An 18,514-nucleotide genomic window follows, 5' to 3' on the forward strand; every position below is an offset into this window, starting at 1 on the left:
TGAGCCAGCGGGGGAAAAGGTCCACAACTCTACTTGGTCGGATTGAGAGGCGATGCAATATCTCGGCGGACGTGTCGTCTACTCGGCAACCGATCTCTACAATTACCTGGAGTGCGGCCACCTCATCGCGCTCGAACGGCAAGTCGCGCTTGGGCAGCTCGGCCGCCCAGAACGTGATCCGCAGGCCGCGCTCGTCGCCGACAAGGGTCTCCTACACGAACAGCGCTATCTAGAAGCGCTGCGCGGTGAGCATGAGATCGTCGAAATCGAACAAGCGGAGAACACGCGCGAAGCGATCGAGCGTGCGGCCGCTGAGACCATCGCCGCGATGGAGCGCGGCGATCATGTCATCTACCAAGGCACGTTCTTTGACGGCGAATTCCTCGGGCGCACGGACTTTCTGCTGCGCGTTGAGACGCCAAGCGAACGCTGGCCGTGGAGCTACGAAGTCGCTGACACGAAGCTTTCGCTTCACGATAAGCCGTATTTCATCATACAGCTCTGCCATTACAGCGAACACGTCGCGCGCGTGCAGGGGCGCACTCCGGAGCACATGCACATCGTACTCGGCGACTTGAAACAGAAACGCTTCCGCGTCGACGACTTCGCGGCGTATTATCGTCACTTGAAGGCGTCGTTCTTGAGCAGCGGCGCCCGTGCAGACGCCTATCCGTTCAAATGCGAACACTGCAATATCTGCGATTGGTCGGCTCGCTGCGAACAGCAGCGCTTGGACGACGACCACCTGAGCATTGTCGCCCGAATGCGGCGGGATCAGATCAAGAAATTCGAGTCGGCCGGAATCGCAAGAGTCGCAGCCCTTGCGTCTGCAGAGTCGTCGCGGCCCCAAGGACTCAACGATGTCACCTTCGACCGCCTGCGCCGGCAGGCGGCGCTGCAAGTGCGCGGGCGAGAATCGGGCGATTATCACTACGAATTCCTCGACCACCGTCCCGTCGAAGGTTTCGGGCTCATACCGATGCCGGCGCAGGGCGACGTCTTTTTCGATATGGAGGGCGACCCGCTTTTCGAGATCGGCGTCGGACTTGAGTACCTCTTCGGTTGCTATTGCCCCGATGACGCCATTCCGTTTCGCCCATTTTGGGGAACAAGTCGCGCAGACGAAAAATCGGCGTTTGAGCGCTGCGTCGACTTTCTCATGGAGAGGCGCGAACAATATCCGGCGATGCATGTCTACCACTATGCGCCGTACGAGAAGACCGCGCTTCAGAAACTCGCGCAACGCCATGCCACGCGCGAAGAAGAAGTAGACGCGTTGCTTCGCGGCGAGGTGCTCGTCGATCTCTTCGCCGTCGTCCGCCAAGCTATGTTGATCTCGCAGTCGAGCTACTCGATCAAAGACCTCGAGCCATTTTACGGCATGACCAGGAACACCGACGTGCGGCGCGGCGGCGACTCGATCGTCATGTTCGAAACATGGCTTAACGATCAGTCGAAGACCGAGATACTGACGGATATCGAGCGCTACAACGAGCAGGATTGCCGATCGACGTTTCTGCTGCGCGAGTGGCTGCTACAACTGCGCGGCGAGTATCAGATGCGGCGCGGCATCGAGCTTGCGTTCCGTCCGCTTCGCCGTGAAGGTGAGCCGTGCCACGCAGTACCGGTCGAAGGATGCAAAGAGTGCGCACGGCGCGCTAAGGAACAGCGAGAGGAAGCGAAGATCTCGGCGGATCAAAACGCTCTGCTCGCGCGGGAACACGACCGCACCGCGCAACTTCTGGCCCATCTGCTTTCGTACCATCGCCGCGAAGCGAAGCCCGCGTGGTGGGCTTACTACGATCGCTGCGAAAACACCGACGAGCTTCTCGAGTTCGACAAAGAAGCGATCGGCGGGTTGGAACTGAGCGCCGAGATCAGCCCGTACAAAGAGCCGGGCGCGCACAATTTGGTGTACACGTATACCTTTCCCGAACAGCTCCATCACGTCGGAGACAACCCGCACGATCCGTTCACGAGGAAGCGCGCCGGCCAAGTCGTCAGCATCGACGAAGAAAGGAACGTGCTCGAGCTCAAGCGTGGGGGCACGCTTGACGAAGCCAGGAACGTCACCGCGTTGATTCCGAGCGGTCCGATCAAGACCAAAGAGCAGACCGGGTCGCTTGCGCGCATCGCGGCCGCGTACTTGAAAGGTTCGATCGGCGCGCAGTACCCGGTAGCGCTTGACATCTTGCACAAGTCGTATCCGCGCCTATCCGGCCGTCGCGGGGGCGACACGATACAGCCGGCCGTCGTAGCGGCGGAGAGCGTCTTCGACATCGTCAGCGCCCTCGATCACAGCTATCTTTTCGTGCAGGGGCCGCCGGGCACGGGCAAAACGCGCATAGGCGCGCGCGTGATTGCGAAGCTCATCGCCGGCGGCCGCACCGTCGGCGTGATGGCGAACAGTCACAAAGCGATTCACAATCTGCTTCACGCGATCGAGGCCGTCGCACAGGTTGAGAAGATCCCGTTGCGCGGCATCCACAAGCACAGCAAGCAGAACACCGGTTCGGAATATCAGTCACAGCTCGACCGGCCGATGATCGAGAGCGACGACGACAACGCCGCGAGCCAAAGCGGCAGCCACAATCTGGTATCGGGCACCACGTGGCTCTTTGCCCGGGAAGAGATGGCCGAGCGGGTAGATTATCTCTTCATCGACGAGGCGGGCCAGATCTCGTTGGCCGACGCGATAGCGGTTTCCCCAAGTGCGCGCAATGTCGTCTTCCTCGGCGATCCGATGCAGCTCGCGCAAGTGAGCATGGGCACGCATCCGGAGAGCGCCGGGACTTCGGTGCTGGAGCATCTTCTTGGCGACGCCGCAACCGTGGCGGAGAATCGCGGCATCTTGCTCGACACGTCGTTTCGCATGCATCCGCAGATCTGCGGCTTCATCTCCTCGGTGTTCTACGACGGCCGGCTCAAATCCGATCCGCTCACGGCGAGCAACGGCGTGGAGTCACCCGGTCTGACGGGCGCGGGCCTGCGCTTCATCGAGATCGAGCATGTCGGCAACACGCGTGAATCGATCGAAGAAGCCGAACGCATCGTGCGCGAGGTCGATCTCTTGCTGCGCGGCACGGTCACACGCAAGGACGAACCGGCGAGGCGCCTCGGCACGAAAGATATTCTCGTGGTCACGCCCTACAACGCGCAACGCAAACGCATCGCCGGACTTCTGAAGGCCGCCGGCCATGCCGGCGTTCAGGTCGGCACGGTCGACAAATTCCAAGGGCAAGAGGCGCCTGTGGTGTTCTATTCGATGGCCACGTCGAGCGGCGACGACATCCCGCGGACCATGGAATTTCTCTTTGAGAGGAACCGCTTCAACGTTGCGGTATCGCGCGCTCAGTGCATGAGCGTCGTGGTCTGTTCTCCAAGACTTCTCGACGTGCGCTGCCGTCATACCGAACAGATCGCTCTCGTCAACTTGCTGTGCCGCTACGCCGAGGCGGCCGGCGAGCAGCATATGCCGAATCCGGCCAAGATCCAAGCGGAACGCGCAGGTGAGCGTCGGACGAGCGTGCGAACGGTGCGGTGAGGGAGGGCATTTATCCATGACTCAATTTCTTGCTGCCGTCGTCGTGGCCGCAGCGGCCACCATGGCGCCGATGACACATTCTTCCATGACCGGCTCGATGCCGCAGCCAAAACCGAATGCGACGGAGACCGCGTTCATCCAGAGCGTGAGCGCGAGGCTTCTCGCTGCGTATCCCACGGTCCAGCAGGCCACAGCCGCGGGTTACATCCGCATGACCAAGCTCGAAAGCGATAACACGTACGTCTATTCGACGATGACCTACACGAAGATCGACCGCCTCCACCCGAATTTCTTGTGGTACGATCGCAACGGGAAGCTCGTCGGTCTCGACTATGAGTACCCGAAGTCGTCATGGCCCACGTTCCCCGGCACTTCCGTGTATCCGGTGATGGCCTCGCGCTGGGTCACGATCCCCCAGCACATGCACTTCGCATACCAAGTCGGATCCGGTCCCGTGCAAACCCGCGGATGGAAAGCACTGCCGAATCTTCGCGGCGACGTCATAACCGCAAAGGAACTCACCGACGACGGGCTCCTGCCGAAAGGCGCCAAGCTCATCTGGGCACACTTCCACCCGACGTGCTGGGATCTCGGATTCTGGCTCGTGCCCAATCCGAATGGCGCGTTTGCGGACCTCGATCCAGCGGTGAAATGACGCCCGCGGCTCAATCGTTGCAAGAATGATGAAACAGGTGCTCCTGGCGGTGGCAGCCGTCGTCGCGATCGCGGCGGCGGCGCCGCAGCCTTCGTCGTCTCCCACCCCGGTCGTACCATCCGCGCTCACCATCTTCGAAACGGCGCAGCGCGTGGCGCGCAACAACCCCGATCCCCCCTACATGTCCTATCAGATGCACGAGATCTTCGTGCACCACGGCAAGCCGTTCACATACGACTATCGAGTCTGGTATCGCTCCGACGGCAAAGGACTCATGCAGGACCTCGCCGCCGGTCCGCGCGGCGGACATGAGCCCCGCTTCGGCTATCCGTTTCCGGTGGCGCCGGACGACAATATCCTTCTCTACGCCACACCGGCACCGCGCGCAACAGCTCCGCCGCCTATCGACGGATCGCCTGCTCCGTCCGGCAAGCCCACGCCGCCCGTGATCGGCGTCGAAAGCATCACGGCCGACCGGTACTACGATGTCCGGTTCGTCGGCATCGAAGACGTAGACGGGCATCTGACCTACCACATCGGCATGACGTCCCACGATCCCAGCGATCGCGACCACCCGTGGAAAGACATGTGGGTGGACACGACGACATTCGAGGTGTGGAAGGCTCACGCTGCCGGGTCAGGCAGCAAGGGGCCTGCGACGGGCAGCATCGACGCGGATGTGTGGTTCGGTCAGGTGGGCGACTATTGGCTGATAACCCATGCGCAAGGCGACGGCGAGGTCCGGCTCGCGTTTATTTCGGACAGCGGACACTACGAATACTACTTTTCCGGCTTCGGTTTTCCGAATACAATACCAGACTGGTACTTCGACCCCGGCACGTTTGCCCATCACTAGAAGCACCGGTCCGTGGCATCATAAGAGGGAGCCGGCATGCGACAGACAGGACCGTCAGACAGACGCCGCGGTCCGAAACCGGACCGAGCGAAGACCGCGTTGAGCGCGCAGGAAATTCATGCGTACTACATCGCGCTGATCTCTTCACGCCGGCTGTTCGTGAGCGCCACCGAACTTAAAGCTTCTTAACCATCCGCGACGCCAAAATATTCTCACCCGATTCGCGGCGCTCAGGGAGCGAGCAGCGCCCGCACCATCCTCGTTACGCAGAAAAAAGCGGGCCGACTTGCGTCGGCCCCTTCAGCAACGTGGCCTTCAGCGATGTACCCGGCGAATCAGACGCCAATCTGGGCGATGATCTGCGAGCAGAGCGACTTCAAGACCGGGTCGGATGCCGTCTTCGCCGCAGACTCGAACTGGCCGCGGGCTCCCGAATCGTCGCCTTCCCGCAGCCGGATCGCTCCCCGTAGGAAATAGCCCTTCGCGAAGGATGGATTCAGCTTGAGAGCCGCCGCGAGTTCGGCATCGGCGCCGACCAGGTTGTCGGTCTTGTACATCGCGAGCGCCCGATCGTAGTGCGCTTGGACGTACTGGGGATGCAAGAGCGTCGCGACGGCAAAGTCTTTCTCTGCCTGATCCGGATGACCCGAAAGATATTGCGACAGTCCCAGATCGAAATGCGCGCGCATGGACGTGGGGTGGTCGGAAAGGATCTGCTGGAAGATAGATTTCGCGCCGTTATAGTCGTTGAGCGCGATGTCGGTCACGCCGAGATTGAAGAGGGCGGGCACGAAGTCCGGCTGCTGTACGAGGCACGCGCGGAAATCCCCGGCAGCATCACTGAAACGCCCGAGCGCATACAAGTCGAGGCCGTGATTGTAGCGCACCTGCAGGTCGTCTGGCGAAAGCCGGAGCGCATCCTCAAACTTCGAAAGCGCGCCTGCGTAGTCGCCGTGATGGTACAGATCGATGCCGGAGCCCTCGAACGAGTCCACTCGCATCTGCCGGAAGAAGTTCTGTGCGCTGGCGACGCCTGTTGATGCCACGACGAATCCGCAGGCCAATGCCAGCAAAGCGATGCGCTTCATGACCCTGACCTCACGGCATGATGCTGCCGAAGAGGGGGCCCGGAAGGCGAATAGGGTCCCGGCGGCGGCGTGGTCCCGGGCGTGGCCGCAAACGGATCGGAGTAGGATTTCCAAGGCGTGTACTTCGCGACGATCAGCGTGCTCGCGAATACCTCATCGGCGGCAGAGATCTCCGTGTTGGCCCCAGGTCCGATGGGATCGATGAGGTTGTAGTTTCCCTCGTCTTCCGGGCCGGCCGGCCCGCTCAGTGCGCGATCGATCAAATCGTTCACGGCCTGCGAGGGCGAAGCGGCAGCGGCCTTCGGCGTCACCGAGGGCGCGATCGCGAAAATCAAGCCGGCCACAGCGATACCTGCGATCGATGCTTGGAAGGCGAAGCCGACGCGATGGGACATCGCACGAACCTCTTTCACTTAAGAATCCAACGCCGGAAGCCGGACGGTGAATATGCTGCCCTTGCCTTCGCGGCTGTCGACCGCGATGTCGCCGCCATGCGCGCGGGCGATCCAGCGGCAGAGCGGCAACCCGAGACCATGGCCAGCCGGACCCGTGCCCGCGCCGTTGCGCGCCTGGTCGAGCCGGTGAAATCGCAAAAAGATGCGCTCGTGCTCTTCGGCTGGTATGCCGGCGCCCCGGTCCGCGACCGCGACGAACGCGGCGTCGCGCGCCTGCCAGACGCCGACCTCCACGCTCGTGCGTTCCGGACTGTACTTGATCGCGTTGTCGACGAGGTTCGCGACAAGCTGGGAGAGTTTGAGTTCGTCGCCCATCACGAGCGCGCTCTCGCTGCGCTTCACACTGAGCTCGATGCTGCGTGCCTGTGCGAGCGGCTGCAGATCGCGCACCACGCCGTTGACGACCACGACGAGATCCGTCGGTTCGCGTTCGAGCGCGCTGTCCGCATCCACGTGCGAAAGCGTCAGCAATTGATCGATAAGACGCTCCATGCGCTGTGCCTGCTCGTCGATGATGCGTAGGCGTTCGGATGCCTCAGCGCTCAGGCCCGCGTTGTGGAGTGCCGCCGACGTCTCGGTGCGGATCACGGCAAGCGGCGTGCGCAGATCGTGCGATGCGTCGTTCGTGAACTGCCGCTGCAGCGCGATCGCCTGTTCCAACGGCCGGAGCGCCGTCTTCGCAAGTAAGAATGCCGCGCCGGCTACAAGCGCGAGCCCGACGATGTTCGCGACGAGCAAGAACATCGCGTCCTTGAACATCATCGCGCGCGCGACTTCGGGCATGCCCGGCCAGTCGCTGATCGGCTGAACATCTTGCCATACCACAAGCGAGATCAAGAGATAGACGACGACAGAAAATGCGATCTGCAGCAACGCCAAAATGCCCGCGTACGCGAGCGTGAGGCGGAGCCGGACTCGCTGGACGTCGGCGACGGGCGACGTCGCTTCCTTCACGGTTTGTCGACCGTGTAGCCGACGCCCCGGACGGTGCGCACGAAGGACGGTGCACCGGGATCGTCAAGTTTTCGCCGCAGCATCTTCACGTAGACCTCGAGGATGTTGCTGTTGCCGCCGTGCTCGGCGCCCCAAAGCCTGTCGAGGATCGCATCCTTGGTCAGCACGATACCGGCGTTCTCGAGCAAGTAGAGCAACAAACGGTACTCGGTCTTCGTCAGCTGCATCGTCTTGCCGCGCTTGAGCGCTTGATGCCGAAGGACGTCGACAGAAAGGTCGCCGACCGATATGGTGCGCGGTTTGAGGTCTTGGTGCGGCCTACGCAGCAACGCGTGCACGCGTGCCAGCAGTTCGGGAAACGCGAAAGGCTTGGCGAGATAGTCGTCTGCGCCGCTGTTCAGCCCGGCGACGCGGTCGGACACCGCATCGCGAGCGGTCAGCATGAGGATCGGCGTGGTGATGCCTTGCTTGCGGGCTTCTTGGCAGACCGAGAAACCGTCTCGTTTAGGAAGCAAGACATCGAGAATCGCCAACTGGTAATCGTTGCCGCAGAGCTCATCCAAGCCGCGATCGCCATCGCCGGCCATCGTCACCGCGAACTTCTGAGCCTCGAGCGCACGGCGCAGCGAGGAGGCAAGGCTTGGGTCGTCTTCCACAAGGAGGAGGCGCATGCACCGTACTTCGCCATCGCGGAAACCCGCTGCCTGCGCTCGTCCGGGATGTGTTTCAGCCGTTTTTCATGCCGTGGGCGCTGCGCCATCGACTTCCTCGAGTTCGCCGTCCTGAAATGCAAACGTACCGTGCTCGAACCGGACGAGAAAGGGCATATATGGGCTATTGTTCGTGCTCTCAAGCACACCGATCGCCCCGGCGTCCACCCTGCCGGCATCGCCAAGATCCAACGCGCGTTTGGCGCGGACTCGCTCGCCCACTTCCATATGCGATGGTTCGGCGACCCGCATGACCGACCTCCGTCGCCGCCGTGCGGTAAAGGTCGGCGCGGCACGTGCCGCGCAACGTATGCGCCGTGATCGATGATCTCGGAGAGATCGGTCCGGTTCGCAACGGCGCCGACGTATTAGCAGACGACGATTTCAAGGCTATTCACGACACCCGCATTGCGATCGTGACGAATCACACCGGTTTGCTCCTGGACGGCACCCGCACGATCGACGCGCTCCACGCAAATCCCGACGTCGCGCTGCTCCGCATCTTCGCTCCCGAACACGGGTTGCACGGGGATCGCGACGACCGATTCGACGATTCGCGCGACGACGTCACAGGACTGGATGTCTTCAGCCTGCACGGCGAGAGACTCCGGCCGACGTCCGAACAGTTGCACGGCATCGATATCGTTCTCTTCGATATCCAAGACGTCGGCGCGCGGTTCTACACCTACATCTCCACCCTCGGCTACGTACTGGAAGCATGCGCGGAGAATCGCGTCGCGGTGTACGTCTTGGACCGGCCCAACCCGATCGGCGGCTACGATGTGGATGGACCGTCGAGCGATCCGGAATGCGAATCGTTCGTGGCCTATCATCCGCTGCCGCTTCGCCACGGCATGACGATCGGCGAGCTCGCGCGATTGTTCAACGTAGAACGCGAGATCGGAGCTGACCTGCGCGTGGTGACGATGGCCGGATGGCAGCGTTCGTTCTGGTTTGACAACTGCGATCAACCGTGGACGGATCCGTCGCCAAATATCCGCGACCTCGGCGCCGCCGCACTCTATCCGGCCGTCGGTCTGCTCGAAGGAACGAACGTCTCGGTGGGTCGAGGAACCGAAACCCCGTTCCATGTCATCGGCGCGCCATGGCTCGATAGCGCGCGCTTCGCGGCCGCGCTCGCGCACCACGAACTGCCCGGCGTGGCGTTTGAGGCGGTCGAATTCACACCCGACGACCGCGCCCATCCGCACTCCGGCAAGCAGTGCCGTGGAGTGCGCTTCGCGATATCAGACATGCAAGCGATGCCGACCGCGCATCTCGCGCTCGCGCTGATCAACGAGTTGCGCACGCTTCATCCGCACGAATGGGAATATCGCGGGCTCAGCGCACTCCTAGCCCGGCCCGATCTTCTGGAGGCGATCGAGGACGAAGCAAGCGAGCTTGAAGATCTCTGGGAGCCGGATCCCGATTTTTTCGACGCGCGGGCAAAGGCGTTGCTCTACTAGGTGCATGCACGAGGTCTACGCCGCGAGGTGCGCGTAACTGCACATATGGCCCGAAGAATGCTCATCCTCTGCGCATGTCTCGCCATCTTCGGCTGCGGTGCCAAGACCGGAGCGGGCCGCCAGCCCGACTCCGATCTGCTCGCGGTCGTCAAGCAGCGCGGTACGCTCGTCGTCTCGACCGACGGGAACTATTCACCGCAGTCGTTCCTGCGCTCGGACGGCACATGGGTCGGCTTCGATGTCGATGTGGCACGCGAGTTAGGGCGCAGGCTCGGCGTCAAACCGGAATTCGTGGACAGCAACTTCGACGCCGTGACAGCCGGCGATTGGAACGGCCGTTGGGACGTGAACGTGGACTCCATGAGCGTGACCACCGCGCGAAAGCAAAATCTGCTTTTCACCGCCCCGTATTATTTCGTTCCGGCGACATTCGTCGTGCGGCGCGATAGCCGCGTTGTCGCGCCGTCGCAGCTTTCCGGCGCGCGCGTCGGCGTCGGAACCGCCACGACGTATCAGGCCTATCTCCATCACGCGTTGGCCGGCGACATCGAGCCGATTCTCGTCAGCGCGCCGTCACGCGCGCGGGCGGTAGCGTTTGAAACGGATGCGCTCGCGCTCCAAGAGCTTGCCATCGGGGGAAGCAAGCGGATCGACGCAGTGCTGACCGCTCAGCCCACCGCGGCCGCAGCGATCCGCGCAGGCCTCCCGCTGCGCATCATCGCGAGCCCGATCTTCTACGAAGACGATGCGGTCGCGCTCGACAAGCACTCCGCGGCAGCGCCTGAGCCGCTGCTCGCAGCAGTCGATGACGCCTTATCCGATATGTTGCGCGATGGGACCATCGCTCGCCTATCAAAGAAGTACTATGGCGCAGATTTGACCAAGAAACATTAGACGAAAGGACCGAGATACCTAAGAAATAGAAGAATTACTCTCGCGCGCAAGGCTCTTTCGTGGGAGTGCCGAGTATGGCGGTTTTCAAGAAATCCGCGGTTCGTGCGGGCGCGATGACGCTGCCCCAGCGGTATTACACGTCTGCGGAGATATTCGCAGGCGAGATCGAGTCGATTTTCGCGCGCCGCTGGCTATGCTTGGGTCGGGCCGATCGACTCGCACGAGCGGGCGATTATTTCTTGGCGGACCTCTTCGGCGAGAGCTTGATCGTGGTGCGCGGCAACGACGACGTCATCCGCGCGCATTACAATGTGTGCCGCCACCGCGGCACGCGCATGTGCGAAGAGAAGAGCGGCACGCTCACAGGGTCGATCATGTGCCCGTACCACGCGTGGACCTATGGGCTCGACGGAACACTCATGGCTGCGCGGAACATGCAGACGGTCGACGGATTCGATAAATCGCTGTATCCGCTGCACCAAGCGTCCGTGCATGTCTGGGAGGGGTTCATTTTCCTCTGCCTAGCCGAGCGGCCCGAGCCTTTCGAGCGGGCCTATTCGCAATTGCTCGGTCGCTGGAAACAGTGGAGCATCGGCGAACTCCGTGGCGCGAAACGCATCGATTACGATCTGGCCTGCAACTGGAAATTGATCTTCCTCAACTATTCCGAATGCTACCATTGCCCGCTCATCCATCCCGCGCTCGACAAACTGTCCCCGTCCGACAGCGGACGCAACGATCTGCAAGAAGGCGACTTTCAAGGCGGCTTCATGACGTTCCGCGAGAACCGAGCGGGCGGAAGCATGACGCTCTCGGGGCACACCACGCGCGCTCCGCTGCCCGGACTCGACCGCGACGAGATCGAGCGGGTGTACTACTACACGATCTTTCCGACGATGCTGCTCAGCTTGCATCCCGACTACGTCATGGTCCATTATGTCACGCCGATCTCGCATGAGCGAACGCTGGTCACGTGCGAATTTCTTTTCGATAAAACGGCCATGGCTGCGCCCGATTTCGATCCAAGCGACGCTGTCGAGTTCTGGGATATGACCAATCGACAGGACTGGCACGTGTGCGAACTTTCGCAATCAGGCATCCGCTCGCGTGCCTACACGCCCGGTCCGTACGGCAATCAGGAAGGCTTGCTCGAATCTTTCGACCGCAACTATCTGGCAGCGATGAAGCTCGACAACATCTCCGAAACGGATTTCCCCGAACGCTCCGCCTCTGAAGGGGCCGACGCTAGTCGGCCTAGGTTGAATGAAGGGGCCGACGCTAGTCGGCCCAGCTGATCGTTTGCTCGCGCTCCTCTCAATCTTCGTCGCCGCGGCGCTCTCGCTTGCGGCGACGCCGCTTACCGGACTTCACTGGCGCTCGATCGGACCGGCCGGCGCAGGTGGGCGCATGGCAGCGGTTGCCGGCAGCGATCGCGACGCCGCGTTATACTTCGCGGGCGTCGCAGGCGGTGGTCTCTTTCGAACGCGCAACGGCGGTCTCACCTGGGATGACGTCTGGTCCAGCCAGCCAGTCGCTTCGGTCGGCGCGGTCGCGATCGCGCCGTCGGATCAGCGCGTCGTGTGGGCCGGCACGGGCGAACCGAATCCACGCAACGATGCATCGTACGGCGACGGCATTTGGGTCTCGCATGACGACGGCGCGCACTGGCACCACGCCGGCCTCGAACGATCCTTCATCGTCTCTCGCATTTTGATCGATCCGACCGATCCGCGAACGGTCCTTGTCGGCGCGCTCGGCGATTCGTTCAACGATTCACCCGACCGCGGCGTTTACCGTACGACCGACGGCGGCGCGACGTGGCGCAAAACGCTCTACGTAGGGCCGCAAAGCGGCGCGATCGACCTTGCATGGAGCGCGCAACGCCCATCCGTGGTCTTTGCCGCGATCTGGCAATTCCGGCGCCGGCCGTGGAACTTCGTGAGCGGCGGAGCGGACGATGGCCTCTATCGATCGCGTGACGGCGGTGTGACGTGGAGCAAGATAACGGGCCACGGCTTTCCCGGAGGCACGCTTGGGCGCATTGGTGTGGCCGTCGCGCCGTCCGACCCGCAGCGCGTGTATGCGGTCGTGCAATCGCGCGCGGGAACGCTCTGGCGATCCGATGACGACGGTTCGACGTGGCGCATGACGATCGCCGACTCCGATGTCAACCAGCGTCCGTTTTACATGAGCCGCGTCGCTGTGGATCCGAGCAATCGCGATCGCATCATCTCATCTTCAGAAAATCTCTTGGAGAGCGACGACGGCGGTTACCATTTTCACGAACTCACGGGTGCGACCCATCAGGACCATCACGATCTGTGGATCTCGCGCGACGGCCGGCGCATGATCGAAGCAAACGACGGGGGCTCGCCCATCTCTTTGGACGGCGGCCGTACGTGGGATCAGCGCTTTAACATCGCGATCGCGCAGATCTATCACGTCGGCTTCGACCACAGCGTACCGTACGACGTCTGCGGCGGCATGCAGGATAACGATGCGTTCTGCGGACCGTCGGATAGTTTGAGCCCGACAGGGATTCTCAACGCCGATTGGCGAGATGTCGGCAATGACGGCGACGGGTCATGGGTCTGGCCGGATCCGCGAGACCCGTCAATGATATGGAACGTCGGAGTGAACGCGCTCAACGGCCAGCTCGGCATTTACGACATGAAGTCGCGTCAGAATTTCGACGTGACGCCGTACGTCGGCGACACCAATGGTATGAACCTTTCGGGCTTCCCGTATCGGTTCAATTGGGAAGCGCCGATCGCGTTCTCCCCGCTCGAACCCGACGCGGCGTTCTTCGGCGGCAATGTCGTGTTCAAATCAATCGATGGCGGGCGGAGTTGGAGCGTGATCAGCCCGGACTTGACGCGCAACGAGAAAGACCACCAGCAACGCGCCGGCGGCCCGGTGAACTTCGACATGTCGGGAGCGGAGTTCTACGACACGATACTAGACATCGCGCCGTCGCCGAAAGACGCACAGGTGATCTGGGTCGGGACCGATGATGGACGCGTGCAGCTGACGCGCGACAGCGGCTCGACGTGGCATGACGTGAGCGTGCGCAGCATCGGACCCTACGGGCGAGTGGATTGCGTTGAAGCTTCGCCCTTCGACGCCGGTTCGGCATTTGTCGTGATCGACCGCCATCAGATGGGCGATCCGAAACCGTACGTCTTTGCAACGAGCGATTTCGGCGCTACGTGGAAAGCGATTTCGTCTGGTCTTCCGCCGTTGCAGTACGCTCACGTCGTGCGACAGGATCCGCGACAGCCGGACGTCCTCTATCTCGGTCTCGAGCAAGGGATCTGGATCTCGTTCGATCGCGGGGCGCATTGGCGATCGCTGCAGCTCGATATGCCGACCGTCGCCGTTCGCGATATGCGCGTGCAGCCGGATGCGAACGCGCTCGTCGTCGCGACGCACGGCCGCGGTTTCTGGATATTGGACGATCTATCGCCGCTGCAAGGGTTAGCGAGCGCGGTTTCTGCCGGCGCTCCGGCGATCTGGACGCGCGATACGACGTATCAGTATTGGCGCTGGTGGACGGCCCAATATGGTGTGCAGGCCGGCGAGTGCTGTGCTCCTCCCGGTGAATTCGTCGGAGAGAACCCGCTGCCAGGTCTGACGGTTTCATACTTCCTTCCGAGGCCGCAGGCACACACGCCGGCCATCGCGATCCGTGCCAGCGGAGCGATAGCGCACCTGCACGCGACAAACGTCGCGGGTATCAGCCGCACGTCGTGGGATCTAGCCGAAGATCCGCCGGTTCCGTGGAATTCGGCTCGCGATTGGAACAAGGGCCCATCTGCTGGTCCGCAGGTCGTACCTGGGGACTACAGCATCACTTTCGCGACCGATGAGGGCACACGCACGAACTCGTTCGTGGTAGAGCCCGACCCGCGAGCACTGTGGACACAGCAAGAATACGCGGCGAAGTACTGCGTCGAGTCGGAGCTCGACGCGGAGTTGTCGGCCATCGATGCGGAGTTGAACGATCTTGACGCGCACGGTCTGCAACAGAGCGCCAAATATCGGGAGTTGACGTCGCGCCCGGTCAACGCAGAAGATGATCTCTGGTTCCCTGACAAGCTTCGCGAGCGGATCATGATCCTTCAAAGCTCGCTCGGCTTGTCGCAGGGGCCGCCAACGCCGGCGCACTTGCACGAAGCAGCCGAGATCCGGAAGCAGTTTGAGAACGACATGGGCCACCAAGTCACGACGAAATCCCCATTATGCTCTGGAGATCTCCACTGATAAGCTGTCGGATATGGCACAAGTGAGGATACGCGCCGTCGAATCGCACGATGCCGCCGTCTGGGCCGCGATGCGCTCCGCGCTGTGGCCGGACGCCGACAACGATGAACTCGCACGAGAGGCGCGAGCGTTCGTAGAAGGCTCCGAGACAATCCTCGATGCCGCCATGATCGCGGAAGAAGCGTCACATGCGGTCGGATTCATAGAGATCGCGATTCGCGCGTTCTCCGACGGCTGCGACTCGATGCCGGTGCCGCACGTGGAAGGTTGGTACGTCGAGGAATCGGTGCGCAGCCGGGGTATCGGCCGGGCGCTGATGCGCGCGGCTGAAGATTGGGCGCGCAGTCGAGGATTCACGGAACTAGCGAGCGACTCGGAATTGGATAACCCGGCCGCGCAGAGCGCACACAAGCACTGCGGATTTGAAGAGGTCGATCGGATCGTCAAGTTCCGAAAAGCTCTTTCCTAGCCCGAAACCGCCCGCCTCAGGCGCCGCACGATCTCGGTCAGCACGCTCGTCGACGTCGCGAAGTTGAGACGCGCGAAGCCCGAGCCTTGTCGGCCGAAGTCCAGCCCGCGCACGAGAGCGACCTTGCCGCGTTCGAGAAAAATCTTGGCCGGATCGGGGCCAAGATCGAGAGCGCGGCAGTCAAGCCACGCGAGGAAGCCTGCCTGCGGCGGCTCGTAGCGAATCGATCCAAGACCGCTGTCAGAGAGCAATCGAGCGAGCCTGCCACGCTGCGTGTCGAGATGCTCGATAACGCGATCGAGGAACCCGATTTCGGATGTGAATGCAGCTATCGTCGCATGAACGCCGAGGTGGCCGGTGCGCTCCACCATCGCCTTGGGAAGCCGGTCGAGCACGTGGCGTGCCCACGGCGAGCCGCCGATCGCGAGCGCGCATTTGAGGCCGGGGATGTTCCAGCCCTTCGATGCAGACGTGACGGTGATCGAGTGCAAATCAGCTCGCGCCGTCACCGACTCAAACGCGACGTGCTCGGCGCCGGGCAGCACGAGCGGAGCGTGGATCTCGTCGGCAAGAACCGCGACGTCGTATCGAGCGGCGAGCGCGGCGACGCGTTCGACGTCACCGCGCGAGAAGACGCGGCCCACCGGATTGTGCGGATTGCAGAAGAGATAGACGCGCGCGCCGTCCGAAAAGGCTCGCTCGAGCCCGGCGAGATCTAACTGAGGCAATGACCCTGTGGTATCGAGGGCGACCTCGACGATCGAGCGGCCGACCTCCGCGATCGTCGCGAAGAACGGCGGATACACCGGCGGGTTGACAACGATGCCGTCTCCAGGCTCCGTAATGACGCGGAGGATCTCGGCCACGCCGATCATCACCTCCGGAAGCGGGTGAACGCTCGCGGGGTCGATGCGGCAGCCGTAACGAGCGCTCGCAAATGCCGCGTAAGCCTCGCCGAGTCCGCGGGGACTGGCGTAGCCGAGATCGCCGTTGTCAATCGCGCGTCGAAGCGCCGCCGCAATACCGGGAGCAATTGGGAAATCGGTCTCTGCGACGAACGCCGGAAGCACGTCGTCTGGGTACTTCGCCCACTTCTCGCTTGTCCGCGCGCGCAGTGTTCGCAGATCTATTTCATCGTCGAATGTCGCGCGAGGAAGCATCGGCCAAGCTTTCACGCATGGCCGGCATACCCTGTTGGGCGGATATGCCTATGGGCCGAAAAGCGATGCTCCATACTTCAAGGCGGGCTGCGTCTCCGCCGCGAGCACGTCGGGTTCGTATATCTCAAGATAGTTGACGTGCTGGCCGGCGGCGTTTTTCGCCAAGCCCTTCGTTATGGATTTTCGCAGTGCAAGCGGAGCGTCGCCGGCCGCGCCCATCACCGCGCTATCGGTCTCGGCAGCGGTGCGCATCTGAAAACCCGTGATGATCTGACCGACATATCCCAGCACGAAGTCGTCTTCGGTCGCTGGGTCGGGTCCGGGAAATCCGACGCCGGCATGGATATCGCTCATCTGGAATGCAAACCGCGGCTTGAGCATCGAGACTCCCATGTCGACGATCGCCTGCCTCGTGTCATCGTGCTCGGCATGGTCGAGCTTCCCCTTGTCATTGATCCCCAGACAGGCTCCCTCGGATAGCGAGATGATTTGATTCGGAAAGTCGTCCGCGAATGCTTGAAAGACCTGGCGCCAGGCCGCGAGGTATTTGGACGGCGTGTATCCGTCGCGCTGCCACTGCTTCAAGTCCTTGAATGAATTCGGCAGCGTGAACTCCGCCGAGACTGATGTTGGACCGTCTGCGGCGACCATCCGCAGGGCCGGCGATCTCGCGTATCGGCTGCCGACCTGGCCGACGAAATCGAGCCAGCGGCCGAGATAGACCGCATCCCACGGCATCGGCAGTGCCTTGATCGTGCCCTTGCCCGGGCCATATTGGATCGGGAATTGGTCGGTTTGCGCGCCGTCCAAAGCCCATTCCGGCGAAAAGAAACCCGGGAAGATGAGGAGGTGCACCCATTTCTTCGACGATGCCGCCGCCGCGATGACCTCGTCCAGTTTCGACCAATCGTACGTTCCTTTGGACGGTTCGAGATCTGCCCAGCGGATCTGAATCGCGACCCCACTGATGGACGGATCGTGCAGCGCCTGCAGCCACGTCTTGTTCTCGAGCGCTTTGGTGTCGAGGACGACATCCAGTCCGCTCGGCGCGGCTACCGCGCGCGCTGCCGGCGGCTGCGCAAGCGCGATGGTCGGACGCTGCAGCAGCGCGCCGGTAAGCAGCAGTGATGCGCAGAACACGAGGACATTTGCTCTGGTTGCCGGCCGGTGCATGGCCATATATGCCTCCTCAGGCCGAGTGCCCAAATCAAAGGCGTTGTCGGCCCAGGCGAAGACATGTGCTTGGACGCCGTGTAGCGTGACTCATCCGCGTACGCTTCGCTTTCGGAGGGTCGTCTCGCGGTCTGGCGGAACCGCGGAGAAAAGCGGTACGATTGCTTCGAAGACCGAGGCACTTGTCGTTGAGGAGACGGCCATGAATTCACGCGCCCGAGCCCGGTTCGCGATCGTCGCTTTTCTTTTCGTTTCTTTGCTGCCGGTGACCGCGTGCTCGGGCGCGTCGAAAGCCGCGTCGCAATCCGCAACCGTCTGCAACAACGTCAACGCGACGATCCATGTCGCGGTTGCGTATCACGTCGCAAATCCCGACGGTTGGACTTCAAAAGGGTGGACGGATATCGCGCCGGGGGCGTGTTCGCAAGTGATAGACCCTAGCGTAGCGGGTCAGTCATATTTCGAGTATGCTTACATCTCCAACGACAAGACGACGAATCAGCCCGACTGGGGCGGCTACGACTACTTCTGCTTAGCGTGGGATACGAGTTTTACCAACACGCATGCGAAGGACAACGCCAACTGCACGCGCACCGAAAGTCAAAATGAAGATTGGGTCGGATTTTATTCGGTCGACGCGACCACCGGCCAGCCGACGTCAATCCACTATTGACGCGCCTCGAGCGCCCCGATTTTCGGCGGACCATAAAGGTCCGCCCTACACGAATGCGAGGCGGACCATAAAGGTCCGCCCTACACGAATGCGAGGCGGACCATAAAGGTCCGCCCTACACGAATGCGAGGCGGACCATAAAGGTCCGCCCTAC

At 62.1% G+C, this 18,514-nt stretch carries 16 protein-coding genes; 9 read left to right on the top strand and 7 right to left on the bottom strand.

Translation table 11 applies throughout. The features are described 5' to 3' along the window. Nucleotides 1-52: 52 nt before the first annotated feature. The 3 genes from VKT51_04155 to VKT51_04165 are packed head-to-tail and all read left to right on the top strand — an operon-like array spanning nt 53 to nt 5,055. Nucleotides 53-3,544: a TM0106 family RecB-like putative nuclease gene (locus tag VKT51_04155; protein ID HLJ83357.1), complete on the top strand. Its 3,492-nt coding sequence runs from the start codon at nt 53-55 to the stop codon at nt 3,542-3,544. 16 nt (nt 3,545-3,560) lie between these two features. Continuing rightward, complete coding sequence (locus VKT51_04160) at nt 3,561-4,199, top strand: hypothetical protein (protein HLJ83358.1); 639 nt, start codon at nt 3,561-3,563, stop codon at nt 4,197-4,199. Between the two features lie 28 nt (nt 4,200-4,227). Further along, complete coding sequence (locus VKT51_04165; GenBank protein ID HLJ83359.1) at nt 4,228-5,055, top strand: hypothetical protein; 828 nt, start codon at nt 4,228-4,230, stop codon at nt 5,053-5,055. Between the two features lie 335 nt (nt 5,056-5,390). Here the strand turns inward: VKT51_04165 and VKT51_04170 are convergent, their stop codons facing one another. The 5 genes from VKT51_04170 to VKT51_04190 form a co-directional block, all read right to left on the bottom strand. Continuing rightward, nucleotides 5,391-6,143, bottom strand: a complete 753-nt coding sequence (locus VKT51_04170; GenBank protein HLJ83360.1) for a tetratricopeptide repeat protein — start codon at nt 6,141-6,143, stop codon at nt 5,391-5,393. Further along, nucleotides 6,140-6,538, bottom strand: a complete 399-nt coding sequence (locus VKT51_04175; protein ID HLJ83361.1) for a hypothetical protein — start codon at nt 6,536-6,538, stop codon at nt 6,140-6,142. Before VKT51_04175 ends, VKT51_04170 begins: the two co-directional genes overlap by 4 nt. Nucleotides 6,539-6,556: 18 nt before the next feature. Then, entirely contained in the window at nt 6,557-7,552 is a 996-nt protein-coding gene (locus VKT51_04180; protein HLJ83362.1) for a HAMP domain-containing sensor histidine kinase, read from the bottom strand. Then, nucleotides 7,549-8,223 (bottom strand): response regulator transcription factor, encoded by a 675-nt coding sequence (locus VKT51_04185; protein ID HLJ83363.1) that lies wholly within the window; start codon nt 8,221-8,223, stop codon nt 7,549-7,551. Before VKT51_04185 ends, VKT51_04180 begins: the two co-directional genes overlap by 4 nt. Before the next feature lie 66 nt (nt 8,224-8,289). After that, nucleotides 8,290-8,514 carry a hypothetical protein gene (locus VKT51_04190; protein ID HLJ83364.1) on the bottom strand — a complete coding sequence of 75 codons (225 nt, stop codon included), beginning with the start codon at nt 8,512-8,514 and terminating at the stop codon, nt 8,290-8,292. A gap of 44 nt (nt 8,515-8,558) precedes the next feature. Here VKT51_04190 and VKT51_04195 point away from each other — a divergent pair, with 44 nt between their 5' ends. The 5 genes from VKT51_04195 to aac(6') all read left to right on the top strand — a co-directional run bounded on the left by VKT51_04195 (nt 8,559) and on the right by aac(6') (nt 15,354). Next, complete coding sequence (locus VKT51_04195) at nt 8,559-9,728, top strand: DUF1343 domain-containing protein (GenBank protein HLJ83365.1); 1,170 nt, start codon at nt 8,559-8,561, stop codon at nt 9,726-9,728. Between the two features lie 45 nt (nt 9,729-9,773). Beyond that, nucleotides 9,774-10,622, top strand: a complete 849-nt coding sequence (locus VKT51_04200) for a transporter substrate-binding domain-containing protein (GenBank protein HLJ83366.1) — start codon at nt 9,774-9,776, stop codon at nt 10,620-10,622. 74 nt (nt 10,623-10,696) lie between these two features. Then, nucleotides 10,697-11,917 carry an aromatic ring-hydroxylating dioxygenase subunit alpha gene (locus tag VKT51_04205; GenBank protein ID HLJ83367.1) on the top strand — a complete coding sequence of 407 codons (1,221 nt, stop codon included), beginning with the start codon at nt 10,697-10,699 and terminating at the stop codon, nt 11,915-11,917. A 4-nt stretch (nt 11,918-11,921) separates the two neighbouring features. Next, entirely contained in the window at nt 11,922-14,885 is a 2,964-nt protein-coding gene (locus VKT51_04210) for a hypothetical protein (GenBank protein HLJ83368.1), read from the top strand. A gap of 13 nt (nt 14,886-14,898) precedes the next feature. Continuing rightward, the gene (aac(6'), locus tag VKT51_04215; protein HLJ83369.1) at nt 14,899-15,354 is read left to right on the top strand and encodes an aminoglycoside 6'-N-acetyltransferase; all 456 of its coding nucleotides are present in this window, start codon (nt 14,899-14,901) and stop codon (nt 15,352-15,354) included. Here the strand turns inward: aac(6') and VKT51_04220 are convergent. Beyond that, a complete protein-coding gene (locus VKT51_04220) occupies nt 15,351-16,514 on the bottom strand; it encodes an aminotransferase class I/II-fold pyridoxal phosphate-dependent enzyme (protein ID HLJ83370.1) in 1,164 nt (387 codons plus the stop codon). The genes aac(6') and VKT51_04220 overlap by 4 nt on opposite strands. 48 nt (nt 16,515-16,562) lie before the next feature. Further along, complete coding sequence (locus tag VKT51_04225) at nt 16,563-17,693, bottom strand: beta-galactosidase (protein HLJ83371.1); 1,131 nt, start codon at nt 17,691-17,693, stop codon at nt 16,563-16,565. 196 nt (nt 17,694-17,889) lie between these two features. Here VKT51_04225 and VKT51_04230 point away from each other — a divergent pair, with 196 nt between their 5' ends. Next, complete coding sequence (locus VKT51_04230) at nt 17,890-18,360, top strand: DUF1036 domain-containing protein (GenBank protein ID HLJ83372.1); 471 nt, start codon at nt 17,890-17,892, stop codon at nt 18,358-18,360. Nucleotides 18,361-18,514: the final 154 nt, after the last annotated feature.

This window comes from Candidatus Eremiobacteraceae bacterium, assembly GCA_035295225.1.
In the GTDB taxonomy this organism is placed as follows: Bacteria; Vulcanimicrobiota; Vulcanimicrobiia; order Eremiobacterales; family Eremiobacteraceae; genus JABCYQ01.

Bases quoted from the DNA above. Each gene is read 5' to 3' on its own strand.
- VKT51_04155 (HLJ83357.1), top strand. From the start codon at position 53: ATGCAATATCTCGGCGGACGTGTCGTCTACTCGGCAACCGATCTCTAC.
- VKT51_04160 (HLJ83358.1), top strand. From the start codon at position 3,561: ATGACTCAATTTCTTGCTGCCGTCGTCGTGGCCGCAGCGGCCACCATG.
- VKT51_04165 (HLJ83359.1), top strand. From the start codon at position 4,228: ATGAAACAGGTGCTCCTGGCGGTGGCAGCCGTCGTCGCGATCGCGGCG.
- VKT51_04170 (HLJ83360.1), bottom strand. From the start codon at position 6,143: ATGAAGCGCATCGCTTTGCTGGCATTGGCCTGCGGATTCGTCGTGGCA.
- VKT51_04175 (HLJ83361.1), bottom strand. From the start codon at position 6,538: ATGTCCCATCGCGTCGGCTTCGCCTTCCAAGCATCGATCGCAGGTATC.
- VKT51_04185 (HLJ83363.1), bottom strand. From the start codon at position 8,223: ATGCGCCTCCTCCTTGTGGAAGACGACCCAAGCCTTGCCTCCTCGCTG.
- VKT51_04190 (HLJ83364.1), bottom strand. From the start codon at position 8,514: ATGCGGGTCGCCGAACCATCGCATATGGAAGTGGGCGAGCGAGTCCGC.
- VKT51_04200 (HLJ83366.1), top strand. From the start codon at position 9,774: ATGGCCCGAAGAATGCTCATCCTCTGCGCATGTCTCGCCATCTTCGGC.
- VKT51_04205 (HLJ83367.1), top strand. From the start codon at position 10,697: ATGGCGGTTTTCAAGAAATCCGCGGTTCGTGCGGGCGCGATGACGCTG.
- VKT51_04220 (HLJ83370.1), bottom strand. From the start codon at position 16,514: ATGCTTCCTCGCGCGACATTCGACGATGAAATAGATCTGCGAACACTG.
- VKT51_04225 (HLJ83371.1), bottom strand. From the start codon at position 17,693: ATGGCCATGCACCGGCCGGCAACCAGAGCAAATGTCCTCGTGTTCTGC.
- VKT51_04230 (HLJ83372.1), top strand. From the start codon at position 17,890: ATGAATTCACGCGCCCGAGCCCGGTTCGCGATCGTCGCTTTTCTTTTC.